Source organism: Gordonia polyisoprenivorans NBRC 16320 = JCM 10675, assembly GCF_000241325.1.
Lineage (GTDB): Bacteria > Actinomycetota > Actinomycetes > Mycobacteriales > Mycobacteriaceae > Gordonia > Gordonia polyisoprenivorans.
The window spans coordinates 18,439-39,884 of the sequence record NZ_BAEI01000072.1 but is presented as its reverse complement, the minus strand read 5'-3'; the positions used below and the strand labels follow the sequence as shown (position 1 = coordinate 39,884).

The following is a 21,446-nucleotide window of genomic DNA, read 5'->3' as shown; positions in this document are numbered from 1 at the left end:
CGGTCCGTCGACTGCGGCGGTCGCCCCTTCGCGGGCGACCGCCGCAGTCGTTGACGGCGCATTCGTCGGCCCGGCGGCCGCGGACGCCTACTGTGAACACATGTCGGAGCATCGGGTGAATCAGACGCCGCCGCCCAGCGACGTCTTCGGGGAACGTGGTGCGCACGTGCCCGCACCGGCCACCGTGCACGACGCACTGCCCGACACGCTGCTGCGTCGCGTCAAGCAGTACAGCGGTCGACTGGCCACCGAGGCCGTCCACTCGATGCAGGACCAGCTCCCCTACTTCGCCGATCTCGACGCCGCGCAGCGTGCCAGCGTGCAGCTGGTCGTGCAGACCGCGGTGGTGAACTTCGTCGAATGGATTCAGGACCCCGAGGGCAACGTCAAGTTCACCGTTCAGGCCTTTCAGGTCGTCCCGCAGGATCTCGCGCGCCGCATCACGCTGCTGCAGACCGTGGAGATGGTGCGCGTGGCGATGGAGTTCTTCGAGAAGTGGTTGCCGCTGCTCGCCCGCAACGACGCCCAACTCCGCGCGTTGACCGAGTCGGTGCTGCGTTACGGTCGCGAGATCGGGTTCGCCGCCGCGGCCATCTACGCGTCGGCGGCCGAATCGCGCGGCGCGTGGGACTCGCGTCTGGAGGCCCTGGTGGTCGACGCCGTCGTCCGCGGCGACACCGGCCCACAGTTGTTGTCGCGGGCGGCCGCGCTGAACTGGGATTCCGACGCCCCGGCCACCGTCATCGTCGGCGCGCCACCTCCCGAACAGAACGTCTCGGTCCCGCTGGCGATCCACAACACCGCGAAACGCTATGACCGGGCCGCACTTTCGGTGGTGCAGGGCACGTTGCTGGTGACCATCGTCAGCGGGCCGATCAAGATGACCGATCCGTTCAGCAATGCGTTGCTCGACCACTTCGCCGACGGCCCGGTGGTCATCGGGCCGACCATGCCCAATCTGGGCGCGGCGCACACCAGCGCCACCGAGGCGATGGCCGGGATCTCCGCAGTCGTCGGCTGGCCCGGCGCACCGCGGCCGGTGCACAGCCTCGAACTGTTGCCCGAGCGGGCACTCAACGGTGACGCATCGGCGACGGCGACACTCATCGAGACGCTGGTGCGTCCGCTGTCGACCGGCGGTTCGACCCTCAACAGCACCCTCGAGTCCTATCTGGACTGTGGCGGCTCGGTGGAGGCATGTGCCCGCGAACTGTATATCCATCCAAATACTGTCCGGTACAGACTGAAGAAAATTGCAGAAGTGACAGGACGTGATCCAACTAACCCTCGCGACGGCTACGTCTTACGTATCGCGGCAACCGTCGGACGATTGACACATCTGAGGAACGAATCGCCACACTCAGCCACATGAGGAACATCAGTAACACCGCTGTTTCCACATTTCCGCTGGCAGATGCCTTTCGGACACATTTCTGTAACGAATCTCGAAGTGATGACGATGCGGAACCAGCCAGAGACACCTTTGTGGGAACCCCACAAATCCTTCCGATGAGGTCTAGCGACCTCCACACCCACATAGGACGCCGAAACGGTGTTCTCTGGTCACGTGCTTTCGATGCTTGCGCCCGGTCAGGGCTCTCAGACACCCGGCATGTTGATTCCGTGGCTGGAACTCCCCGGCGTCCGCGATCAGCTGGCGACGTGGTCGAAGCTGATCCAACTCGATCTCGAACGGCTCGGCACCACCGCCACCGCCGAGGAGATCACCGACACGGCGGTCACCCAGCCGCTCGTCGTCGCCGCGGCCCTGCTGGCCTTCGATGAGTACCTCAAGCGCGGTGAGCTGCCCGACGACGCCGTGATCGCCGGTCACTCGGTCGGCGAACTCGCCGCCGCGGCCATCACCGGCGTCATCAGCTCCGACGAAGCCGTCAAACTGGCCGCGATCCGCGGATCCGAGATGGCCAAGGCCTGCGCACGCCAGGCCACCACCATGGCCGCGGTGCTCGGCGGTGACGAGGGCCAGGTCCTCGCCCGTCTCGACGAGCTCGCGCTTGTGCCCGCCAACCGCAACGCCGCAGGCCAGATCGTCGCCGCCGGACCGGTCGAGGCCATCGACGAGCTGATCGCGAGTCCGCCGGAGAAGGCCCGCATCCGTAAACTCGCCGTCGCCGGCGCCTTCCACACCGACTACATGGCCCCGGCACGCGACGCCGTCGCCGCTGCCGCGTCGAAGATCACCCCCGCCGACCCGGCCCGGGTCCTGCTGTCGAACTCCGACGGCCGGCCGGTCGCCGATGGCGCCGAGGCGCTGAGCAAGCTCGTCACGCAGGTCACCAGCCCGGTCCGCTGGGACCTGTGCTCGGCCTACATGCGCGAGGTCGGCGTCACCTCTCTGGTCGAACTCCCGCCCGCCGGCGCTCTCGCCGGCATCGCCAAGCGCGAGATGAAGGGGACCCCCACCGTGGCGTGGAAGACCCCCGACGACATCGAGAAGGTCATCGAACTTGGATAGTGGTCGCGTCCCACGCGACCCCACCGGAAATCCGGTTGTCACCGGATATCCAAGCACCCGAGGTGCTTTCGTGCCTCGGGTAGCTCCGGACAATCACCACCCACAGCTAAATCACGAGAAGGGAACCACCCACGTGGCTGCCACCCAGGAACAACTCATTGCCGGCATCGCCGAGATCATCGAGGAAGTCACCGGCATCGAGCCGTCCGAGGTGACGATGGAGAAGTCGTTCGTCGATGACCTCGACATCGACTCGCTGTCGATGGTCGAGATCGCGGTGCAGACCGAGGACAAGTACGGCGTGAAGATCCCCGACGAGGACCTCGCCGGCCTGCGCACCGTCGGTGACGCCGTCAACTACATCCAGAAGCTCGAGGCCGAGAACCCCGAAGCCGCTGCCGCCATCCAGGCCCAGATCGAGGCAGAACAGAACTCGTGAGCTCGCCGTCCCTCCGCGAATACTCAACGCTGGGCGGGAACTTCCCGAGTGTGGTGGTCACCTCGATGGTGGCCACCACCTCCCTCGGTGTCGACCTCGAATCGACCTGGCAGGGGCTGCTCGACGGCAAGACCGGCATCCGTGAGCTGACCGACGACTTCGTCACCAAATTCGGCGAACTGCCCTGCCGCGTCGGCGGGCGACTGCTCTCCGATCCGGCCGACGAGGTCACCCGCGTCGAGGCTCGCCGCATGGCCTACGTCGAGCGGATCGCCCACGTCATGAGCAAGCGCCTGTGGGCGCAGGCCGGCGAACCCGAAGTCGATCCCCAACGCCTCGCCGTGGTGCTCGGCACCGGCCAAGGCGGCGGCGACGCCATGGTCGACGCCGTCAAGGCGATCGAGAGTTCCGGCAACTACCGCAAGGTCTCCCCGCTCGCGGTGTCGATGGCCATGCCCAACGGCCCGGCCGCCGTCGTCGGCCTCAACATCGGCGCACGCGCAGGTGTGATCACCCCGGTCTCGGCGTGCTCGTCGGGTGCCGAGGCGATCGCGCACGCCTGGCGGCACATCGTCATGGGCGATGCCGACATGGTCGTCACCGGCGGCGTCGAGGGACACATCGATGCGATCCCGATCGCCGCGTTCTCGATGATGCGCGCGATGAGCACCCGTAACGACGACCCGGCCGCGGCGTCACGACCGTTCGACAAGGATCGCGACGGATTCGTCTTCGGCGAGGCCGCGGCGATGCTGATCCTCGAACGTGAGGAACACGCCAAAGCCCGTGGGGCACATATCCACGCGCGCGTGCTCGGTGCCGGTATCACCTCCGACGGTTTCCACCTCGTCGCCCCGGACCCCAGCGGTCAGGGCAACGCACGAGCGATGACACGGGCCATCCAGACCGCCGGGCTGACCAAGAAGGACATCACCCACGTCAATGCGCACGCCACCTCGACCCCCATCGGCGACACCGCCGAAGCGGTCGGGATCAAGGCGGCCATCGGCGACCACGCCGCGGTGTATGCCCCCAAGTCGGCCCTGGGTCACTCCATCGGCGCGGTCGGAGCCCTCGAATCGGTGCTTACGATCAAGAGTGTCGAGGAAAGCGTCATCCCGCCGACGCTGAACCTGGAGAACCAGGACCCCGAGTGCGACATCGAAGTGGTGCACGGGCAGGCCCGTCATGGTCAGATTGATTACGCGCTGAACAACTCGTTCGGCTTCGGTGGGCACAACGTGGCGCTCGCCTTCGGTCGCTACTGACCATTCGCGACACCCCCGAGGAGACAGCGATGACCACATTGGCCCCCATCACCGGCCATGAGGACTCAGTCGATCCGCGAGATCCACTGCTGCGGTTGACCAACTTCTTCGACGAAGGCTCCCTGTCGCTGCTGCACCCCCGGGACAAATCGGGAGTGCAGGCAGCGATCGGAGAGGTCAACGGCGTTCGCACCGTCTCCTACTGCACCGATGGCACCGTGATGGGCGGTGCCATGGGTGTCGTGGGGTGCGCCCACATCGTCAACGCCATCGACACCGCGATCACCGAACAGGCCCCGGTCGTGGGCATCTGGCACTCCGGTGGTGCCCGTCTGGCCGAAGGCGTCGAAGCCCTGCACGCCGTCGGCGGAGTCTTCGAGGCGATGGTGCGGGCCTCCGGCTACATCCCGCAGATCTCGGTGGTCGTCGGATTCGCCGCCGGCGGCGCCGCCTACGGACCCGCACTCACCGACGTGGTGATCATGGCCCCCGCCGGTCGCGTCTTCGTCACCGGACCCGACGTCGTCAAGAGCGTCACCGGCGAAGAAGTCGACATGGAATCGCTCGGCGGCCCGCTCACCCACGGAAAGAAGTCCGGGGTCAGCCACATCACCGCAGACTCCGAGGCCGACGCCTATTGGCGCGCCCGTCGACTCGTCTCCACCTTCGCCCGCCCCGGCCGGTTCGACACCGAGCACGCCGAAGCCGGCGACACCGACCTCAAGGCCCTGCTGCCCGAATCCAACCGCCGGGCCTACGACGTGCACCCCGTCGTCACCGCCCTCCTCGACACCCAACTCGCCGCCGACGGCGACACCGAGATCTCGAGTTTCGAAGAGCTGCAAGCGAAATGGGCTCCGAACATCGTCACCGGGTTCGGCCGCCTCGCCGGACACAGCGTCGGCGTCATCGCCAACAACCCACTACGCATGGGCGGTTGCCTCAACTCCGAGAGCGCCGAAAAAGCCTCCCGCTTCGTCCGACTCTGCGACGCCTTCGGCATCCCGCTCGTCGTCATCACCGACGTCCCCGGCTACCTCCCCGGCGTCGGCCAAGAATGGAACGGCGTCGTACGACGCGGCGCAAAACTGTTGCACGCCTTCGCCGAATGCACCGTACCCCGAGTCACCCTGGTCACCCGCAAGATCTACGGCGGGGCCTACATCGCCATGAACTCCCGCGCCCTGGGCGCCACCGCCGTCTACGCCTGGCCCGGCTCCGAGGTCGCCGTCATGGGAGCCAAAGCCGCCGTGGGAATCCTGCACAAGAAAGCCCTCGCCGCCGCCCCCGACGACGAACGCGAAGCCCTCCACGACCGCCTGGCCGCCGAACACGAAGCCATCGCCGGCGGCGTCGGACGCGCCCAATCCATCGGCGTCGTCGACGAAGTCATCGACCCGGCCAAAACCCGCAGCATCATCACCGCCGCACTCGCCGCAGCACCGTCACGACGCGGGCGGCACAAGAACATACCTTTGTGATTGGCGCCGGCTCCGCCGTCGCGTGCCGTCCGCGCTATAACCCGCGTCTTCCCTCCTCATCGCATTGTCGCTGCGCTCCTCGCTCTTCGTCAGTCCAGACGCGGGCGCGCGGCGGCGTGGTGAGTGGGTTTACGCCGACAGCGCTCTTCCCTACGCCGACAGCGCTCGTCTCGACGCCGACAGCGCTGCTCCCTACGCCGACAGCGCTCATCTCGACGGCGACGGCGCTCTTCCCTGCGCCGACAGCGCCCTTCCCTACGTTGGCAGCGCTTGTCGTCCTGATGGTGTGGCGCGGTACGCGGTGCCCGTGCACGCAATTCGGCCCCGGCGGATGCCGGGGCCGAATGAGAGTCTCGTGAGCTATCCGACGCGCTGCTGCAGCCAGGTGACCTCGGCACCGTAACCACCCATGCGGTAGGCCTCGAGTGCGTGGTCCCACGCCGTGCCGAGCACCGATTCGATCTCGCCGGCCAGACCGGCACTGTCGGGCTGCGACTCGATCATCGCGCGCAGCTGGGTCTCCCCGACGATCACGTCGCCGTTGGCGCTCATCGAACCGCGCCACAAACCCAATCCCGGGACGTAGCAGAAGCGTTCGCCGTCGACGCCCTCACTGGCGTTCTCGGTCACCTCGAAGCGCAACGCCGACCACTCGCGCAGCGCGGTCACCAAACGGGCGCCTGTGCCCACCGGCCCTGCCCAATCGACCGTCGCACGCTGCATCCCCGGCTCGGCATCCTGTGCCGACCATTTCAGGTTCGCGCGCGCATTCAGGGTCGACGACAGAGCCCACTCCACATGCGGGCACAGCGCCACCGGCGCCGAGTGGATGTACACCACTCCTGTTGTCACGTCCGCAAACTGATTCAGGTTGCGCACCTTGGTCACCTCCGGTTGTCGACGAGGAACGTCTTCCCCAACACACCTCGCAACACCGGATAGCACACTCGTGATACCGATTGTGCCCTATGAGGTACGTGTTGCGCCAGTTTCTGATGCGCTTTTATGAATCTTGTGTGGTTGGAGTGGACAACCGCCAGCCGCCCATTGCCTCGCACACACTGTCGTTGAATTCGCTCCACAACGGCTTGGCCCACGCACCGAACGGCCGGTCGGTGAGCACCACGCACGCCCGGCCGAAGCGTGGGTCGACCCACAGGAAGGTCCCCGACTGCCCGAAGTGACCGAAGGTCTCCGGCGAGTTGTTCGCACCGGTCCAGTGCGGATTCTTGTGCCCCCGGATCTCGAACCCGAGCCCCCAGTCGTTGGGCTTGTGTTTGCCATAACCGGGCACGAATCCGTCGAGACCCGGGAAGGCGACGCGGGTCGCTCGGTCCAGCATCTCCGACGACAGCACCGTCGGCACCAACAGATCAACTGCGAAGCGCGCCAGGTCGGCGACCGACGAGCGTGCGCCATGCCCGGCCGGACCATCGAGGACGGTACGGGTCATCCCCAGTAGTTCACACACCGATTGCCGCAGATACTCGGCGAAGTCGATGCCCGTCGCGGCTTCGACGGTCTCGGCGAGCACCTCGAATCCGGCACTGGAGTAGATCCGCTGGGTGGCCGGCGGGGCCATCACCGTTCGGCTGTCGAAGGCCAGTCCGGAAGCATGCGCCAGCAAGTGGGCCACCGTCGCCCCGGGCGGTCCCGCCTCATCGTCGAGTTCGAGCGCACCCTCTTCCACCGCGACCAGAACGGCCTCGGCAACCAGAAGCTTGGTCACCGAGGCCAGTTCGTACACCCGGTCGATATCGCCATGGCTCGAGACAATGCCCGAGCCGCCGATCACCGCGGCCGCGACATTGTCCACCGGCCACTCAGCTAATGCATCCAGTACCGCCACATCAGCAGAGGTTACGCGGCATCGCGCTCAGTGGTCCTCGTCGGTGTAGCGGATGACTCCGCGGATATTCTTGCCGTCCAGCATGTCCTGGTAGCCCTGGTTGATCTGGTCGAGGCGGTACTGCCGGGTGATCATGTCCTCGATGTTCAGTTTGCCCATCCGATACATCGACAGCAGTTGCGGGATGTCGAGTTTGGGGTTGGCGCCGCCGAAGATGGTGCCCTGCAGGTTCTTCTGCAGCAGGGTGAGCATCGCCAGGTTCAGGGTCACGTCGGATTCGAGCATGTTGCCCATGCCCGTCAACACGCACGTACCGCCCTTGGCGGTGATCCCCATCCAGCTGTCGACGTCCTTGCCGTGGACCTCACCGACGGTGACGATCACCTTGTGGCACATGTGCCCGAAGGTGATCTCCGCGATGGCCGGTGCCGCCTCCTCGATCGAGGCGAAGGTCTTGGTGGCCCCGAATTTCATGGCCTGCTCGCGCTTCCACTCGACCGGGTCGATCGCGAAGACATTGCGCGCACCGGAGATCACCGCGCCCTGCAGTGCGGCGGTGCCCACGCCGCCGACGCCGACGATCGCCACGTCCTCACCCGGGCGGACATCGCCGCTACGGGTCGAGGAACCATAGCCGGTGGGAATCCCGCAACCGACGAGCGCCGCCACCTCGAACGGAATCGACTTGTCGATCTTCACCGCGGACGCCTCGTGCACCACCATGTACGGCGCGAACGTACCGAGCAGCGTCATCGGGTAGACGTTCTCACCTTGGGCGGTGTGGATTCGGAACGTGTTGTCCGACACCGCTTCTCCCTGTAAGAGCATGGCACCCATGTCACAGAGGTTGGCCATGCCCGACTTGCACGACGGACACTTGCCGCACGACGGGATGAAGGAGAGCACCACGTGATCGCCGACCTCGAAGTCGGTGACCCCCTCGCCGATCTCCTCGACCACGCCGGACCCCTCATGACCGCCGAGAATCGGGAATCCGGCCATCGGGATGCCACCGGTCATCAGATGATGATCGGAGTGGCACATCCCGGCCGCTTCCATCCGGATCTTGATCTCGTGCGCCTTGGGATCACCGATCTCGATCTCCTCGATCTGCCACGGCTTGTTCAGTTCCCGCAGCAGTGCACCTTTGGTCTTCACCCTCGAACCTCCACTCGTGCCGGCACGGCGTGGCGCATGCCACTCCCTGGGCAGAATTGTAACGTGTTCCAGTTTTGGATTGTAACGTGTTTCAGTTTTCGAATCTGTGAATCTTGACCTGGCCGTGGACCACCGACCGGCCGCCGACCACGAAAAAGACCCCGGCCGACGACGTGATGCGCGTGGCACATCACCTCACGACCGGGGTCCACCCCGCGTTCATGGAAGGGGTCGGTCAGTTCGCCAGACCGGCGTCCTTGCTGCCGTAGGTCGATCGCAGCGACGGCTTGACGACCTTGCCGCCGGCATTACGCGGCAGTTCGTCGACGATCACGAGGTCCTTGGGATGCTTGAAGCGGGCCAGATTCTCGTTGAGGTACGGCTCGAGGTCGTCGAGGGTCAGATCGTCGACGCCCTCGGCGAGCACGACGACGGCCACCGGCACCTCGCCCCACTTCTCGTGTGCGCGACCGATGATCGCCGCCTCGGCGATCTTCTCGTGGCCGAACAGCACGTTCTCGACCTCGGCGCAGTAGATGTTCTCTCCGCCGGAGATGATCATGTCCTTGGCGCGGTCCACGACGTAGAGGAAGCCCTCATCGTCCTGGCGGACGAGGTCTCCGGAATGGAACCAGCCACCGTGGAAGGCATCTGCGGTGCCCTGCGGGTTCTGCCAGTAGCCGATCATCATGTTGGGACCGCGATAGACGATCTCACCGACCTCGCCGGGGGCGACGTCGTTCATCTCCGGGTCGACGACGCGGGCGGTGACGGCCGGCACCACCTTGCCGATCGAACCGATCTTGCGCAGGGCATCCTTGCCCTCGAGGACACAGGTGATCGGCGACATCTCGGTCTGGCCGAACACCGCGACGTTCAATGCGTCCGGGAAGGTCTCGTTCATCGCGCGCAGCACCGTGTCCGACGCCGGGGCCGCACCCCAGCTGATGACCCGCAGTTTGAGATCGCGGGGCCGGGCCTGCTGCGCGGCACACACCGCCTGCCACTGCGCTGGGACCAGGAAGATCGAGGTGGTGCCCTCCCGCTCGAGGGTGTCGAGCATGTCATCGGGGTCGAAGGCCCCGAGCGGGTGGATCACCGACAGCGCACCCATGTAGATCAGCGGCGCCATCGCGCCGAGTCCGGCGATGTGGAACATCGGCGCCACACACGAGCCCACGTCGTCGGGTCGGGTACTCAAGGCCTGCAGGCAGGTCACGGCCTGGGCCTGCAGGTTCTGGTGGGTGAGCATGGCGCCCTTGGGCTTTCCGGTGGTACCCGAGGTGTACATGATCAGTGCGACCGACTCCTCGGGCACGTCGATCTCGGGGAGATCCGACGAATCCTCGGCGACGAGGTCCTCGAACTTGAGGTGCGCGGGGTTGTCGGTGTCACCGACGACGATCGTCGCGTCGATCGCCCCGGTCGAGGCACTCACCGCGTCGGCCAGCGGCGCGAGAAGAGACTCGGTGACGATGATCTTGGCACCGGAATCGCGGACCAGGAACGCGATCTCCGCCGGGCTCATCCGGACGTTGACCGGCACCGGGATGGCACCGATCAGGTTGGCGCCCATCACGGCCTCGACGTACTCGGATCGGTTCAGCAAGACCAGCAGGATGCGGTCGCCGAAGCCCACGCCGCGTCGGCTCAGTGCAGCGGCGAACCCGCGCGTGCGTTCGTCGAGTTGCTTCCACGTGGTGACGTTGCCCAGGAACTTCAGGGCCGGTCCGTCGGGATTCATGAACGCATGCCGGCGGACCTGGTTGTTCCAATGGTTACGACGGGACCGGAGTGGTTCGGTGGTGAGGTCGGCGGTGTTGTCGATCGTGGCGGTCATCGTGGCGTTTTCTCCTTGGTGTGCTTCGCGAATACGCTTGTGCGGCAATGATGTACGTGCGGCGCCTGTGCTCGGCGGCAGGTCCGGGGATCAGCCTCGTCGGCCGGTGAAGGCGGCGAGCGCCGCGCGGAACTCCGGCGACTGGAGCAACTCGGTCTGCCCGTCGAGTTCCCGCTCGATCGCGGGCTCGAATCCCGACATCGTGTGCGCGTCGAGGGCCGCCTTTGTTCGACGCACCGCCGAGGGCGACAGACCCGCGAGTTTGTCGACCGCTGCGGCGACCTTCGCGTCGAGTGCTGCGCGGTCCTCGAGGACCTCGGTGACCAGTCCGGCGTCGTATGCCGCAGGCGCCCGGAGCTTTTCGCCAAGGAGTGCCATCGCATTGGCGCGCGCCCGACCGACTGCGGCGGCCACCAGCATCGAGGCCCCGCCGTCGGGCATCAGACCGATGTTGATGAAGGCGAGTAGGAAGTACGACCGGGGGGTGGCATAGATCAGGTCGGCGCCCAGTGCCAGCGAGGCACCGATTCCCGCCGCGGCCCCGTCGACCGAAGCAATGACCGGCACGGGCACCGCACGCAATGCGCGGGCCAGATCCGAGCCGGAGGCGATGATCCCGTGCGCCTGCTCGCGACCCAGTCCGTCGAGGCCACCGCCGTGAGCGATGGAGGTGACGTCGGCGCCGGTGCTGAAACTGCCTCCCGCACCATCGATGACGACCACGCGAACGGAGTCGTCGGCCGTCCACTTCGTCAATGCCTCGACGATGCGTCGATTGGCGTCGGTGTCGAGGGCGTTCATCCGCTCGGGCCGCGAGATCGTCAGCCGCGCCACGCCCCTGTCGTCGAGTGACTCGATCACGCCGGGAGCCTCCTGCGCCCCGCCGGCCACGTCGTCGATCGTCGTGTTCTCGCTCACCGCTCTCCTGACTCTCGCCGCTGTCCGCATCTGCGGGCGCAGGCCTCACGGTACACCACCATGAGATCTGAATCACGAGAATATCGATTAACATATATTTTATCAACAAGCGCTTCAGCAGCACTTTTCGTGAAATTTTCCTGGATCGTCTCTGCGAATGGACCATCCGACTACGCTGTCGACGTGACCATCCGGAGTACGCCCCGGCGGCGGCCGGTCGATCGCCGCAAGCACCTCATCGAGGTGGCGGCGCGCGCGTTCAGCGATGGCGGCTTTCACGCGGTCCGCCTCGACGACATCGCCGAGGCCGCAGACGTGTCGGCACCGGCGCTGTATCGCCACTTCCCCAACAAATACGCCCTGTTCGCCGAGGCCACCACGGTCTTGGCGGACCGTCTCGCCGCAGCCACCTCGGACGTCCCGGCCGAGACCGATCCACGCCGGGAGTTGCATGCACTGTTGGCAGCCATCGCGGCGACCTCGATCGAGAACCGGCGCACCGGCGGTCTCTATCGCTGGGAATCGCGGTATCTGAGCGGGGCCGACGCCGCACACGTGCGTGCGGTGGTGATCGCACAGCATCGTCGTATCCGGTCGGCGATTCTGCGCGCGCGCACCGATCTCGACCGCGACGACGCCGACACCCTCGCCGCCGCGATGACCAGTGTCGTGGCCAGCCCCGCCACCCATCGGGCCACTCTGCCGGCACCAGAGGTGCAACAACTGCTCTGCGACGCGGCGATGAGCCTGCTCGACCTCGATCTCCTCGAATCCGCCGCGTCGGATCCCGTGACCGGACCCGGACTCTCCCCGACGGGCAGACGCGAGATCATCCTGTCCGAATCGATCGCCCTGTTCGCCGTCCGCGGCTTCCACGACGTGACGATCGAGGAAATCGGGCAGGCCGCGGGCATCCCGGCCTCCGGGGTCTACCGGCATTTCACCAGCAAGGTGGCGATTCTCGAGGCAGCGTTCTGGCGAGCCTCCGACCGTACCACCGCCAGTATCGCCGACGCCCTCGCCGCGTCGCGGACGCCGGCCGACGCAGTAGCACACATGGTGCGACGCTACATCGACCTATGTTGTGCTGCACCGGAACTGATGACCGTCTACCTGTCCGAAGCGGGCCATCTCGAGGCCCGTACCCGGACCGCGCTGCGCACCCAGCAACGCCGCAACGTCGAGGAGTGGGCAGCCTGGGTATGTCGGGCGCACCCCGACGTCGACGCGAGCCGAGCGCGCTTCCTGGTCCATGCCGAACTGGCGGTCGTCGCCGATCTGGTTCGCGGCTCCCAGCCGCCCGCGCCGGCTCGCATCGACGCGATCGGTCGACGAATTCTCTTGACCCGGTGAGTTATTCGACGACCGTGAACCCCGCCAGCATCCAGCGTCCGTCCTGTTTGGTGAGCGTCACCAACACCCTGGACTGATACGGGATGCCCTGGGGCACCTCGCTCGCCAGCTCCGGTGAGGTGATGGTCTGATCCAGGCTGACGAGCACGACGGCGTTGTCGGCGCTCATCGACTCGATACCCCCGTGTGCGGCGGTGGCCTTGGAGACTCCCTTGGCGTTGGCGTTACCCGCTCGGGCGTCCTGCGAGGACGCGATGAACGTCTTGGCGAAGTCGGGGGTGGAGATCTGGCGGATACGCGCGTCGAGATCGCCGTAGTTCGACGAGTCGTAGGTGGTCAGCGTCGCGGCGTAGTTCTTGGCGGTGTCGATCACGGTCTTCCGGTCGGCATCGGACGGCCCGGCGGCCGCCGCACTGTCGGCGCTGTGCAGGCGATAGGCCAGCACACCGGTGGACACCCCGAGTCCGACCACGAGCACGACGAGCACCGCAACCACCGCGAACAGGGCACGGCTCCCGCCCACCGTCAGGCGCCGGCGCCGTGCAGGTCCCGACGTCGCAGCCGACTCGTCGTCACCGAGTTTGCGCGGCACCCGATCCGGGTCCGACGAGCGGGCCGCCTTGCGTTCGGCGTCGGCGCGCAACCGCTCGCGCTCGCGGCGATTGGCCTCGAGGAAACCCTCGCCGTCGAGCGGGGTGGGTTCCGAGATCCCCGATCCGGCACACTCACCTGCACCGACCGAGTCCTCGCCCGCTCTTACGGTGTCGACGTCTCCCCTGGTCTCACTCTCATCGCCATCGCCGGCAAGCGAGCTCTCGTCCACCGGAGAACTCTGCGTGGATCGGCGTGCTGACTTGGGCATGGCCACCAATGTAGCGGCAGTATCTGTGGCGCCGGTCACGGGTAGACATATCAAACATATGATTCGGAGGCGGCCGTGATGATCCACGGGCGACGCACGCACCCGGATTCGACCCGACGCCGGATGCGTGGCGCACTCACCTCGACGGTCTACGGTGGCACCAATGAAATCCAGCGCGACATCATCGGCACGACCCTCGGCGTCCGAGCGTCCGGAAGGTCGCGCGGGCGGCGCCGACGACCGTGCGCGCCTGCGCCGCCGCCCGCAGCTGTCCGAGGAGGTCGCCGCGCATCTGCGGCACCTGATCATGACCGCGGACTTCCGGCCCGGCGAGTACATCCGCCTCGACGAGACCGCCGAGCGGCTCGGGGTGAGCGTGACACCGGTCCGCGAGGCCCTGCTCACGCTGCGCGGTGAGGGAATGGTAAGCCTCGAGCCTCATCGCGGTTACCGGGTCTCCGATCTCGACCGCATCGACGTCGACGACCTCTTCTGGCTGCAAGGTGAGATCGCGGTGAAGCTCGCTCTGCGCACCGCCGAGGTGATCACCTCCGAGGAAATCGCCGACCTCGAGTGGTGTAACCAGAAGTTGCGCTCGACCGTGGCCTCCGGCGACACGGCGGCCATCATCGACGCGGAATTCGAGTTCCACCGGCGCCACAACGTGATCGCGGCCGGGAAGAAACTCGCCTGGTTCCTGCTCTCGGCGGCGCGCTACACCCCCACCCAGCTCTACGCCTCCGACCCGGAATGGGGCGAGGTCGCCGTGGACAGTCACGACCGACTGATCGCGGCCTACCGCGCCGGCGATCGCGACGAGGTGATCGCTCAGACCCGCCGCCAATTCGACGACGGCGCCGAGCGACTGGTGAAACACCTTGAGCAGACCGGCATCTGGAACGACGTCGACAGCTGAAATCGCGTTGGACGTAGGGTCAGACGTTCCCCAGGTCCGCCGAGACCCACTGATCTGTCCGGACGGTCACGCGGGTCTGGGTACCGTGCTCGGCGGCGGCGAACTCGACATAGCCGTCCACCTTCTCGGCCGGCAGATACCGCGCGGCCATCTCCACGAGATCGGCACGCGTACCCGGCGCGGTATCGATCACCGGCCCGGACACCGCGACGTACCGGATCGACGGGTCGAGACGCTCGACCATCAGCGAACAGCGTCCGGCAGTGTCGAGCAGGCGCATCTTGCGTGAATCGGCTCCGGTCAGAAACCACAGGTCGCCGCCTGGGGTGTACTGATACCAGATCGGCACCACGAGCGGAGCGCGGTCGGCACCCGCCTCGATCGAGAGCGCACCAATATGGGGCTCGGCCAGAAAAGCTTGTCGTTCTTCGATACTCAGAGCCATGTCACCAGGGTAGGCCCCCGGCCTGCCGGATGCGTCAAGCAGCGACGGCCTCGTCAGCGACACAGCGAGGGCGACGCACGCAGGCCGTGGGGTAATGTCGCTGCTCGGGCACGAGATGCCCACCGGGGCGGTAGCTCAGTCGGTTAGAGCCGCGGACTCATAATCCGTAGGTCGCGGGTTCGAGCCCCGCCCGCCCCACCATCACCCAGCCGCGGTTCCGGGTGATCTTGTGCCGGCAACCGGGCACAGGATCACCCGGAATCACCAGAAGGTACCCGCGAACTGGCGTTTTGTTCTTTGCCCGATCCATGCGCTAGAGTCAGCGTTCGGTTCTGATGCCGCCCCGACGGGGGGACACCGGCACCACCCGAGCAGTCCCCCATAGCTCAATTGGCAGAGCATTCGACTGTTAATCGAACGGTTACTGGTTCGAGTCCAGTTGGGGGAGCTTAAAAACCGCCTGGTCACAGGCGGTTTTTTGCTTTTCGCCTCACACCACGTGGGTCATGGTCGCCGGCGAGGCGGCCCCGGACAGGGCGAGCACCTCATCGAATCCGGCGACGACGCTCTCGGCGAAGATCTCCGGTTCGGTGATCGACGCCGCATCGAAATTGATTCCCAGACAGGCAATGCCGTTATGGGTGATCATCGTCGCCATCACCGCGCAGCCGGGCAGCGGGCCGAAGGGATACATTCGTTCCACCTTGGCGCCGGCGACGAAGGTCTCCCATGGGATTCCCGGTACGTTGCTGGCCTGCAGGTCGTTGCCGCTCGTGGCGCCGCTGAACTGTCCCAGCAGCCGTCCCGGTATCCAGGCCAGTACCGGCCCCATGGTGTTGAACACGTCGACGGCGGGTTCGGTGCGTGCCGCCCGCACCTGCTCGCGGATCGTCAGCACCCGCTCGAAGGGGTCGGCGATGCCGACGGGACCGGCCATGCGGCCCACCGCAATCCGATTGCCTCCCTCGGGGTCCTCGGGTCGGCGTACCGAGATGGGAATCGCCACCGGGATCGCCTCGACCGGCCGGCCGAGGCGTTCGTGATAAATGCGGAATCCGCCGATCAGGCCGCCCAGGTACACGTCGTTGACCGAGGCACGCACCGCCGACCCGGCGGCCCGCAGATCGGCGAAGGGCACCTCGAACGCCGCGAACCGCCACGACAGGCTGCGATGGGCCAGCAGTGGTGACCCGGGCGGGCTCACCAAACCGGCGACCCGCGGCACCGAACGTCCGTAGCGAAGTACCTTGCTCAACGCCCGTTGCGGGTCGACGAGTGCACGGGCACCGCTCACCACGACGTCGACGCGATGCGGTACCCGCGCCACCTCGTCGCCGATCTGACGACGTAACACCTCCAGTGCCGAGACGTTGACCGGCGCGGGTTCGGGCGGCTGCGGCTTATCGGGTTTCGGCTCGCGGGTGGTCGAATGCAGTTGCGCCAGTGCGATGATCGCGCCGAGACCGTCGGTCAGCGCGTGGTGGCCCTTGAGGAAGTACGCCGCCTTGCCGTCGGGCAGCCCCTCGATGAGATAGCCCTCCCACGGTGGCCGCGCCGGGTCGAGCGCGGTCATCGCCAATTGTTCACAGGTGGACAGCAATTCGCGCATCGAGCCGTCTCCTGCCAACCGTAGCCGGCGCACGTGATAGTGCAGGTCGAACTCCGGGTCGATCGCCCAGCTCGGTGTGCCGGTACCGAACGGCGAGTCGATCACCCGCTGCCGAAAGCGCGGTGCCATACGACTTCCCCACTCGTGGGCGGCGATCAGCCGATCCCAGTCCGGCACACGGTCGTAGATCTCCAGCATGCAGATCGTGCCACGCAGCCGGCGATCGCTGTCACCACGCCACATCACGGTGTCGACCGGGCTCATGTGGGGTTCGGTGCCCCAGTCGAGTGGGCGGTCCCCGCTCATCCGATCACTTCCTGGTCCGGCGCTGCCCCGCCGTCCTCGCCATAGTCGACCGGCCAGTCGGCCAGCGTCGAGATGAATTGTTGCCGAACCTCTTCGGCGTGGCGCCCGATGTCGTCGGCGATCCACGACGAGGTGTCCACCGGCTCGAGCACCTTGACCTCCACCACCCCGGGCTTGATCAGCTGCGCCCCGCGCCACATCAGCTCCCCGGTATTGCGCAACACGACCGGGACCACCGGTACCCCGGCCTGCATCGCGATGTGAAAGGGCCCCTTCTTGAACGGGCCGATTCGTGGTGTCGCCGAACGGGTTCCCTCGGGTGCGACGACCAACGAGGCGCCCTCGTCGCGGAGTTTCGCCACCGCGGGCGCGAGTTGCTCGATGGCCTTCCCGGCGTCGGCGCGATCGATGAACACCACCCCGGCGGCGTCGAGGACCTGCCCGAAGACCGGTAGCCGGCCGATCTCCTTCTTCGCGACGCCCGTGGCATCGAAGCGCACCAGGTGAATCATCACCGGCAGATCGAGTTTCGACTGATGATTGAAGACGAAGACGCACGGGCGCGCCGACGTCAGATACTCTGCGCCACTGATGACCTCGACACGCACCCCGGCCAGCGCGAGCCCGACGTCCATACCTCCGGACACCGCGGACTGCATCATCTCCGCCGACCGGTCCCGCCGCACCAGCCCACCGAGCACCCCGACCGCCGCCGAGGTGAGAAAGGTGCCGTAGAACGCGCCGGTGCGCACCGCCATCTCGAGTCGATTGTGGGTCGGGTTGCGCAGATCCAGGATCGGCCATCCCCGGGCTTGCGCCTCGGCGCGCAGGACATGTTTGGGCGACACCGCCGCCGGATGCCCCACCGACTCCAGGTACGGAATGTCCTCGTTGCCGTCGCTGTAGGCGAACGACGCGTCGAGATCCATATCGTGTTCTCGCGCCAGCGCACGCACCGCCGCCGCCTTACCCGGCCCCCACAATGGCCGGCCCACCACCCGACCGGTCACCACGCCGTCGATCACCTCCACGTCGGTGGCCAGGGCGTGATCGGCGTCGATCTCACGGGCGATCGGGGCGATCTGGAACCGCGTCGCCGACGACGCGATGACGATGCGGTGGCCCATCGCCCGATGGGCACGCAGGATCTGCCACATCTGTGGTCGCAGCTGCGCGGCCGTCTCGTGCTTGAACAGGCTCTCGCCCAACGCGAGTAGGTCCTCATAGGTCTTTCCGGCGAACGTCGGTCGGGTCGCGTCGAGCACCTCGGCGTAATCCTGCTCGGACTCGACGCCGCGCAGTCCGATGAGCAGGAAGTCGGCGAGTTCACCGAGTCCGAATTCCATGCTGCGCACCCGCGCCCCGATGATCGCGGTCGCCGAGAATCCCTCGATCAACGTGCCGTCGTAGTCGAAGAACGCCCCGATCTGTTTGCCGCGCTTGGCCGATCGGATCTCGGCGAGTCGCGCGGCGAGCGCGCTCACCGGATGCCCCCGGCCTGCTCGCCCTCGATCGCCGCGATCTTGGCCAGCCTTTCGCGCATCTCCTCGACCTCGTCGAGCCACGCCCGCCGCGCCACGGCGAGATCGACACCCCGCTCGGAGCCCTCCGCCGGGCTGATCAGATGACGGTTCTCGGCAAGACGGAATGCAGCGTCGTACAGCTCGGTCGACACCGAGTCCTTGCTGCGGATGACCGCCTGCAATTCCAACTGGCGGCCGAGTCCGAGACAGTCGGCGAGCACCTGCTCCTTGTCGATGGGCGCGTCGTCGAGGGCGACGAGCCGTTGCGCGACAACGAGTTGCGCGTCGAAGAACGTCTGCAGTGTGCGCCGCGCGAACAGCGCGCCGGACGTGGCGAGCAGGGTCTGGTGAATCCATTCCGGGGTCGGTGGGGTCTCGCGCCACTCGGGTGCGATGAGGTCGAGTTCGGCGCCGAGGCGATGCAGGAACACCTCTTTGGTCGGAAAGAAGAACTCGAACTTCAGCAGATCGCGGATGCGCAGTGCCTCCTGCTGCGACGCTGCCAGCATCGCATCGACATCGGCCTCGAGATCGCCGCGATCGGCGGCCACCAACGCCATCTCGACGATGGCACGGTCGACGAAGTGGTGCAGGGCGCCGTTGCGGTAGTACGCGGCGACGGCATGATTGCCCGGCGCGATCGACCAGACGGTGTCGGTGCCGCCGTCGAATCGGGTGAGCACTCCCGCGGTGGTGAGTTCGCGCAGGGTCGAGAGCAAACCGAGGCCGCGGCACAATTGTGCGTCCGGACCGGGCAGCCCCCGGCGGTCGATGTAGTCCAGCAGCGGCTCGAGGATCTCCTCGATCTCGCCGGCGGTGTAGGCTCGCTCGCCCGCGCCCAGCAGTGCGAAGCCGGCCAGCGACGTGGCCGAGATCGGTGTGGCGGCGTTGATCTCGTCCATCACGCGGAACGCGATCTTGTCCAGTGCCGCCGGATCGTCCCCGCCGTCGGCGATGGCCTCGCGCAGCGAGAAGGGTGTCCCGAAGCGCACCCGCGCCTCGCCGAGATGGGTGCGTTGGGCCTTGGCGTACTTCAACAGCCAGGTGACGTCCTCGGGCTTCTTTGCGCCACCGGCCGATTCGCGTGCCATCGCCGCGATCTCGTGGAGTTGGTCGTAGACAATCGAGGTCGGCACCACCATCATGTCGGCGTCGTCGAGTTGTTCGATCGCATCGACCACATACGAGAGCAGGCCGAGTTTCGGCGGGCGGAGTTTGCCGGTTCGGCTGCGGCCGCCCTCGATGTACCACTCGAGGTTGAAGCGCTTGTCGACGATGAACGACAGATACGAGCGCATCGCGAACTTGTACACCGGGTCGCCGCCGAACTTGCGCCGGATGAAGATCACTCCCGCGCGCCGCGCCACCGGGGCGATCGGCCAGATCGCGAGATTGTTGCCACCGAGCACCAGATTCGGTGGGAAGTCATGGCTGCGAAGGACTTCCGAGAGCACCAGGGTGTCGACGTAGGAGCGGTGCGAGGGCAGGAAGATCAGACCGTGGCTCTTGTTCAGCGTGCGCAGCCGGCCGAGGGTGTCCAGGTCGACCGACACCGTCCACGCGCGCTCGTAGAGCGCTCGGAACGTGGAGGAGAACACGTCGTCCATGAGCCGGCTCTGGGTGGCCACGAACGCCGACATCTTGTCGGTGGCTTCGGTCACCACCGCGGCGACCGGCCGGCCGAGATCGGCGGCCAGTTTCGCGGCATTGTCACGAAAACGTGCCGAGGAACCGATCTGTTCGGCGACCAGCCGGGGCACCTTGTATCGGTCGCCGACGATCTGGCGTTCGGCCCGTTCGGCCGACAACGCCGCCTGTACCCCCACGAATGCGGTGAACGCCTCCCCCTCCGCCGACGACTGTTCGTGCCTGGCACGTAGATCGGCGACCGTGGCCGCCTCCCCGACGGCCACCCGCACCCGATCGGGTCGGCGTTTCTTGATCGCGTTCTGCCGGAAGGCCGGCGGTCGCCGCGGATTCGACAGCACGAGAACGTCGGCCACCGACACCCGACGCTCGCCCTTGCGGACCGGGGGAAGCCACACGACGCGTGCGGGGATGAGCGCGGTCTCGGGTTGGAGCGTCTCGGCGTCGATCTCGTCGAGGGTCCGCAACAATGCGTCGGGATGTGCGGTCTGCGCCCACTCCGCCACCACCTGCCGCTCGCACGGCGTCCCGACCTCCGCGAGCACGATGTCTGTCAACGACCGCCACCTCTCCTCATCCCGACGACTCCGGGTAACGGCCATTGTGGCCCACAACACACCGCACGCTCAGCTGAACGCCGGGAATCGCCTCGTGTCGCCGTCCGACTCGGCCCGGGCAGGCTTGCCGGGCCCAAAGACCCGACTTGGCGGGCCAAGGTCCCGATCTCTCGCAAACACCCCGTCACCGCGGGCGCCGAAGCGTAGCGTTCCCGACATGAACGCAATGTGGGTGATGCCGGCCGTCGCACTGGTTTCCTGCGTGATCATCGGCATCGGATTCGCGATCGGGATTCCCGGCAGGAAAGACTGACCAGACCAGAACCAACTGACGTTGAGCCCGGACCGGTGATCACATCGGTTCGGGCTCAACGTGTTTGCGTGCGGCCACAGCGCCCACGTCGCCGTCGTTCGGATTCGACTGCGCGGGGTCCGACGCATCACCCGCACCGGAGTGTGAGACACCTCACCTACGCTCATCGCGAGTGAAACACCGCGCTCACTGCCCATTCGGACAGGTATGCCCCCATACTTCTGTGCATCGTCCACGAAGTACCGAGGAGGCGACCATGACTCCGACCGCCGATCACATCTGGGGGCGTCCGCGCCCGATCCCCGACCGCTGCTCGGGCATCCACACATATGCGGGTGGCTGCGTCTACAACGCCGACGACCCGCATCGACCGATGTATCCGGCCGAGTTGCGTCCAGGTATCCGTTCCGAAGCGGCCTGAGCGCACTGCCCGGCAACGGCCTCTGAGCGCACTGCCCGGCCAAGGCCTCTTGAGCGCACTGCCCG

The 21,446-nt window shown here is 66.6% G+C and carries 18 protein-coding genes, 2 tRNA genes and 1 pseudogene; 11 read left to right on the top strand and 10 right to left on the bottom strand.

Annotated features, from left to right (window positions below):
* Positions 1 to 100: 100 nt before the first annotated feature.
* The 5 genes from GOPIP_RS19530 (at position 101) to GOPIP_RS19510 (ending at position 5,664) form a co-directional block, all read left to right on the top strand.
* The gene (locus tag GOPIP_RS19530) at positions 101 to 1,372 is read left to right on the top strand and encodes a PucR family transcriptional regulator (RefSeq protein ID WP_006371501.1); all 1,272 of its coding nucleotides are present in this window, start codon (positions 101 to 103) and stop codon (positions 1,370 to 1,372) included.
* A 195-nt stretch (positions 1,373 to 1,567) separates the two neighbouring features.
* Positions 1,568 to 2,476 carry an ACP S-malonyltransferase gene (locus GOPIP_RS19525; RefSeq protein ID WP_035728476.1) on the top strand — a complete coding sequence of 303 codons (909 nt, stop codon included), beginning with the start codon at positions 1,568 to 1,570 and terminating at the stop codon, positions 2,474 to 2,476.
* 133 nt (positions 2,477 to 2,609) lie between these two features.
* Positions 2,610 to 2,915, top strand: a complete 306-nt coding sequence (acpM, locus tag GOPIP_RS19520; protein ID WP_006371499.1) for a meromycolate extension acyl carrier protein AcpM — start codon at positions 2,610 to 2,612, stop codon at positions 2,913 to 2,915.
* Positions 2,912 to 4,183: a KasA/KasB family beta-ketoacyl-ACP synthase gene (locus GOPIP_RS19515; RefSeq protein ID WP_035728464.1), complete on the top strand. Its 1,272-nt coding sequence runs from the start codon at positions 2,912 to 2,914 to the stop codon at positions 4,181 to 4,183. The genes acpM and GOPIP_RS19515 overlap by 4 nt, the downstream gene beginning before the upstream one ends.
* Before the next feature lie 29 nt (positions 4,184 to 4,212).
* Entirely contained in the window at positions 4,213 to 5,664 is a 1,452-nt protein-coding gene (locus GOPIP_RS19510; protein ID WP_006371497.1) for an acyl-CoA carboxylase subunit beta, read from the top strand.
* A gap of 360 nt (positions 5,665 to 6,024) precedes the next feature.
* On the opposite strand, the gene GOPIP_RS19500 is transcribed toward GOPIP_RS19510, so the two are convergent.
* From GOPIP_RS19500 to GOPIP_RS19480, 5 genes are all read right to left on the bottom strand, one after another.
* Positions 6,025 to 6,543 carry a DUF3145 domain-containing protein gene (locus GOPIP_RS19500; protein ID WP_006371495.1) on the bottom strand — a complete coding sequence of 173 codons (519 nt, stop codon included), beginning with the start codon at positions 6,541 to 6,543 and terminating at the stop codon, positions 6,025 to 6,027.
* A 124-nt stretch (positions 6,544 to 6,667) separates the two neighbouring features.
* Entirely contained in the window at positions 6,668 to 7,513 is an 846-nt protein-coding gene (locus tag GOPIP_RS19495) for a serine hydrolase domain-containing protein (protein ID WP_006371494.1), read from the bottom strand.
* Positions 7,514 to 7,540: 27 nt separating this feature from the next.
* The gene (locus GOPIP_RS19490; protein ID WP_006371493.1) at positions 7,541 to 8,671 is read right to left on the bottom strand and encodes an NDMA-dependent alcohol dehydrogenase; all 1,131 of its coding nucleotides are present in this window, start codon (positions 8,669 to 8,671) and stop codon (positions 7,541 to 7,543) included.
* Positions 8,672 to 8,906: 235 nt separating this feature from the next.
* On the bottom strand, positions 8,907 to 10,511 hold the full coding sequence (gene fadD5 / locus GOPIP_RS19485; protein ID WP_006371492.1) for a fatty-acid--CoA ligase FadD5: 1,605 nt from the start codon (positions 10,509 to 10,511) through the stop codon (positions 8,907 to 8,909).
* 90 nt (positions 10,512 to 10,601) lie between these two features.
* Complete coding sequence (locus tag GOPIP_RS19480) at positions 10,602 to 11,429, bottom strand: enoyl-CoA hydratase-related protein (protein WP_006371491.1); 828 nt, start codon at positions 11,427 to 11,429, stop codon at positions 10,602 to 10,604.
* Between the two features lie 183 nt (positions 11,430 to 11,612).
* On the opposite strand from GOPIP_RS19480, the gene GOPIP_RS19475 reads away from it, so the two are divergent.
* Positions 11,613 to 12,782 carry a TetR/AcrR family transcriptional regulator gene (locus GOPIP_RS19475; RefSeq protein WP_006371490.1) on the top strand — a complete coding sequence of 390 codons (1,170 nt, stop codon included), beginning with the start codon at positions 11,613 to 11,615 and terminating at the stop codon, positions 12,780 to 12,782.
* Between the two features lies 1 nt (position 12,783).
* Here GOPIP_RS19475 and GOPIP_RS19470 read toward each other — a convergent pair whose 3' ends face one another.
* On the bottom strand, positions 12,784 to 13,644 hold the full coding sequence (locus tag GOPIP_RS19470) for an Rv1363c family protein (protein WP_210739538.1): 861 nt from the start codon (positions 13,642 to 13,644) through the stop codon (positions 12,784 to 12,786).
* Between the two features lie 114 nt (positions 13,645 to 13,758).
* Here GOPIP_RS19470 and GOPIP_RS29740 point away from each other — a divergent pair.
* Positions 13,759 to 13,848, top strand: a pseudogene (locus tag GOPIP_RS29740) (acyl-CoA dehydrogenase family protein); the annotation flags it as partial.
* Positions 13,808 to 14,560: a GntR family transcriptional regulator gene (locus GOPIP_RS19465; protein ID WP_006371488.1), complete on the top strand. Its 753-nt coding sequence runs from the start codon at positions 13,808 to 13,810 to the stop codon at positions 14,558 to 14,560. The pseudogene GOPIP_RS29740 and the gene GOPIP_RS19465, both read left to right, overlap by 41 nt.
* 19 nt (positions 14,561 to 14,579) lie before the next feature.
* Here GOPIP_RS19465 and GOPIP_RS19460 read toward each other — a convergent pair whose 3' ends face one another.
* A complete protein-coding gene (locus GOPIP_RS19460; protein WP_006371487.1) occupies positions 14,580 to 15,005 on the bottom strand; it encodes a pyridoxamine 5'-phosphate oxidase family protein in 426 nt (141 codons plus the stop codon).
* Positions 15,006 to 15,129: 124 nt separating this feature from the next.
* Between GOPIP_RS19460 and GOPIP_RS19455 the strand changes: the two genes are divergently transcribed.
* A tRNA-Ile gene (locus GOPIP_RS19455) sits at positions 15,130 to 15,206 on the top strand.
* Between the two features lie 174 nt (positions 15,207 to 15,380).
* Positions 15,381 to 15,453, top strand: a tRNA-Asn gene (locus GOPIP_RS19450).
* 42 nt (positions 15,454 to 15,495) lie between these two features.
* Here the strand turns inward: GOPIP_RS19450 and GOPIP_RS19445 are convergent.
* The 3 genes from GOPIP_RS19445 to GOPIP_RS19435 are packed head-to-tail and all read right to left on the bottom strand — an operon-like array spanning position 15,496 to position 20,647.
* On the bottom strand, positions 15,496 to 16,920 hold the full coding sequence (locus GOPIP_RS19445; RefSeq protein WP_006371486.1) for a wax ester/triacylglycerol synthase domain-containing protein: 1,425 nt from the start codon (positions 16,918 to 16,920) through the stop codon (positions 15,496 to 15,498).
* Complete coding sequence (locus tag GOPIP_RS19440; protein ID WP_006371485.1) at positions 16,917 to 18,404, bottom strand: HAD-IB family hydrolase; 1,488 nt, start codon at positions 18,402 to 18,404, stop codon at positions 16,917 to 16,919. The genes GOPIP_RS19445 and GOPIP_RS19440 overlap by 4 nt, the downstream gene beginning before the upstream one ends.
* Positions 18,401 to 20,647, bottom strand: coding sequence for a glycerol-3-phosphate 1-O-acyltransferase (locus tag GOPIP_RS19435; RefSeq protein WP_006371484.1), 2,247 nt, complete (start codon positions 20,645 to 20,647; stop codon positions 18,401 to 18,403). Before GOPIP_RS19435 ends, GOPIP_RS19440 begins: the two co-directional genes overlap by 4 nt.
* Before the next feature lie 569 nt (positions 20,648 to 21,216).
* Here GOPIP_RS19435 and GOPIP_RS19430 point away from each other — a divergent pair.
* Positions 21,217 to 21,381, top strand: coding sequence for a hypothetical protein (locus GOPIP_RS19430; RefSeq protein WP_006371482.1), 165 nt, complete (start codon positions 21,217 to 21,219; stop codon positions 21,379 to 21,381).
* Positions 21,382 to 21,446 lie beyond the last annotated feature (65 nt).

Excerpts from the sequence above, each read along its gene's own strand:
- GOPIP_RS19465 (WP_006371488.1), top strand. The coding sequence starts at position 13,808 with ATGAAATCCAGCGCGACATCATCGGCACGACCCTCGGCGTCCGAGCGT.
- GOPIP_RS19430 (WP_006371482.1), top strand. The coding sequence starts at position 21,217 with ATGACTCCGACCGCCGATCACATCTGGGGGCGTCCGCGCCCGATCCCC.
- fadD5 (WP_006371492.1), bottom strand. The coding sequence starts at position 10,511 with ATGACCGCCACGATCGACAACACCGCCGACCTCACCACCGAACCACTC.
- GOPIP_RS19510 (WP_006371497.1), top strand. The coding sequence starts at position 4,213 with ATGACCACATTGGCCCCCATCACCGGCCATGAGGACTCAGTCGATCCG.
- GOPIP_RS19445 (WP_006371486.1), bottom strand. The coding sequence starts at position 16,920 with ATGAGCGGGGACCGCCCACTCGACTGGGGCACCGAACCCCACATGAGC.
- GOPIP_RS19470 (WP_210739538.1), bottom strand. The coding sequence starts at position 13,644 with ATGCCCAAGTCAGCACGCCGATCCACGCAGAGTTCTCCGGTGGACGAG.
- GOPIP_RS19460 (WP_006371487.1), bottom strand. The coding sequence starts at position 15,005 with ATGGCTCTGAGTATCGAAGAACGACAAGCTTTTCTGGCCGAGCCCCAT.
- GOPIP_RS19530 (WP_006371501.1), top strand. The coding sequence starts at position 101 with ATGTCGGAGCATCGGGTGAATCAGACGCCGCCGCCCAGCGACGTCTTC.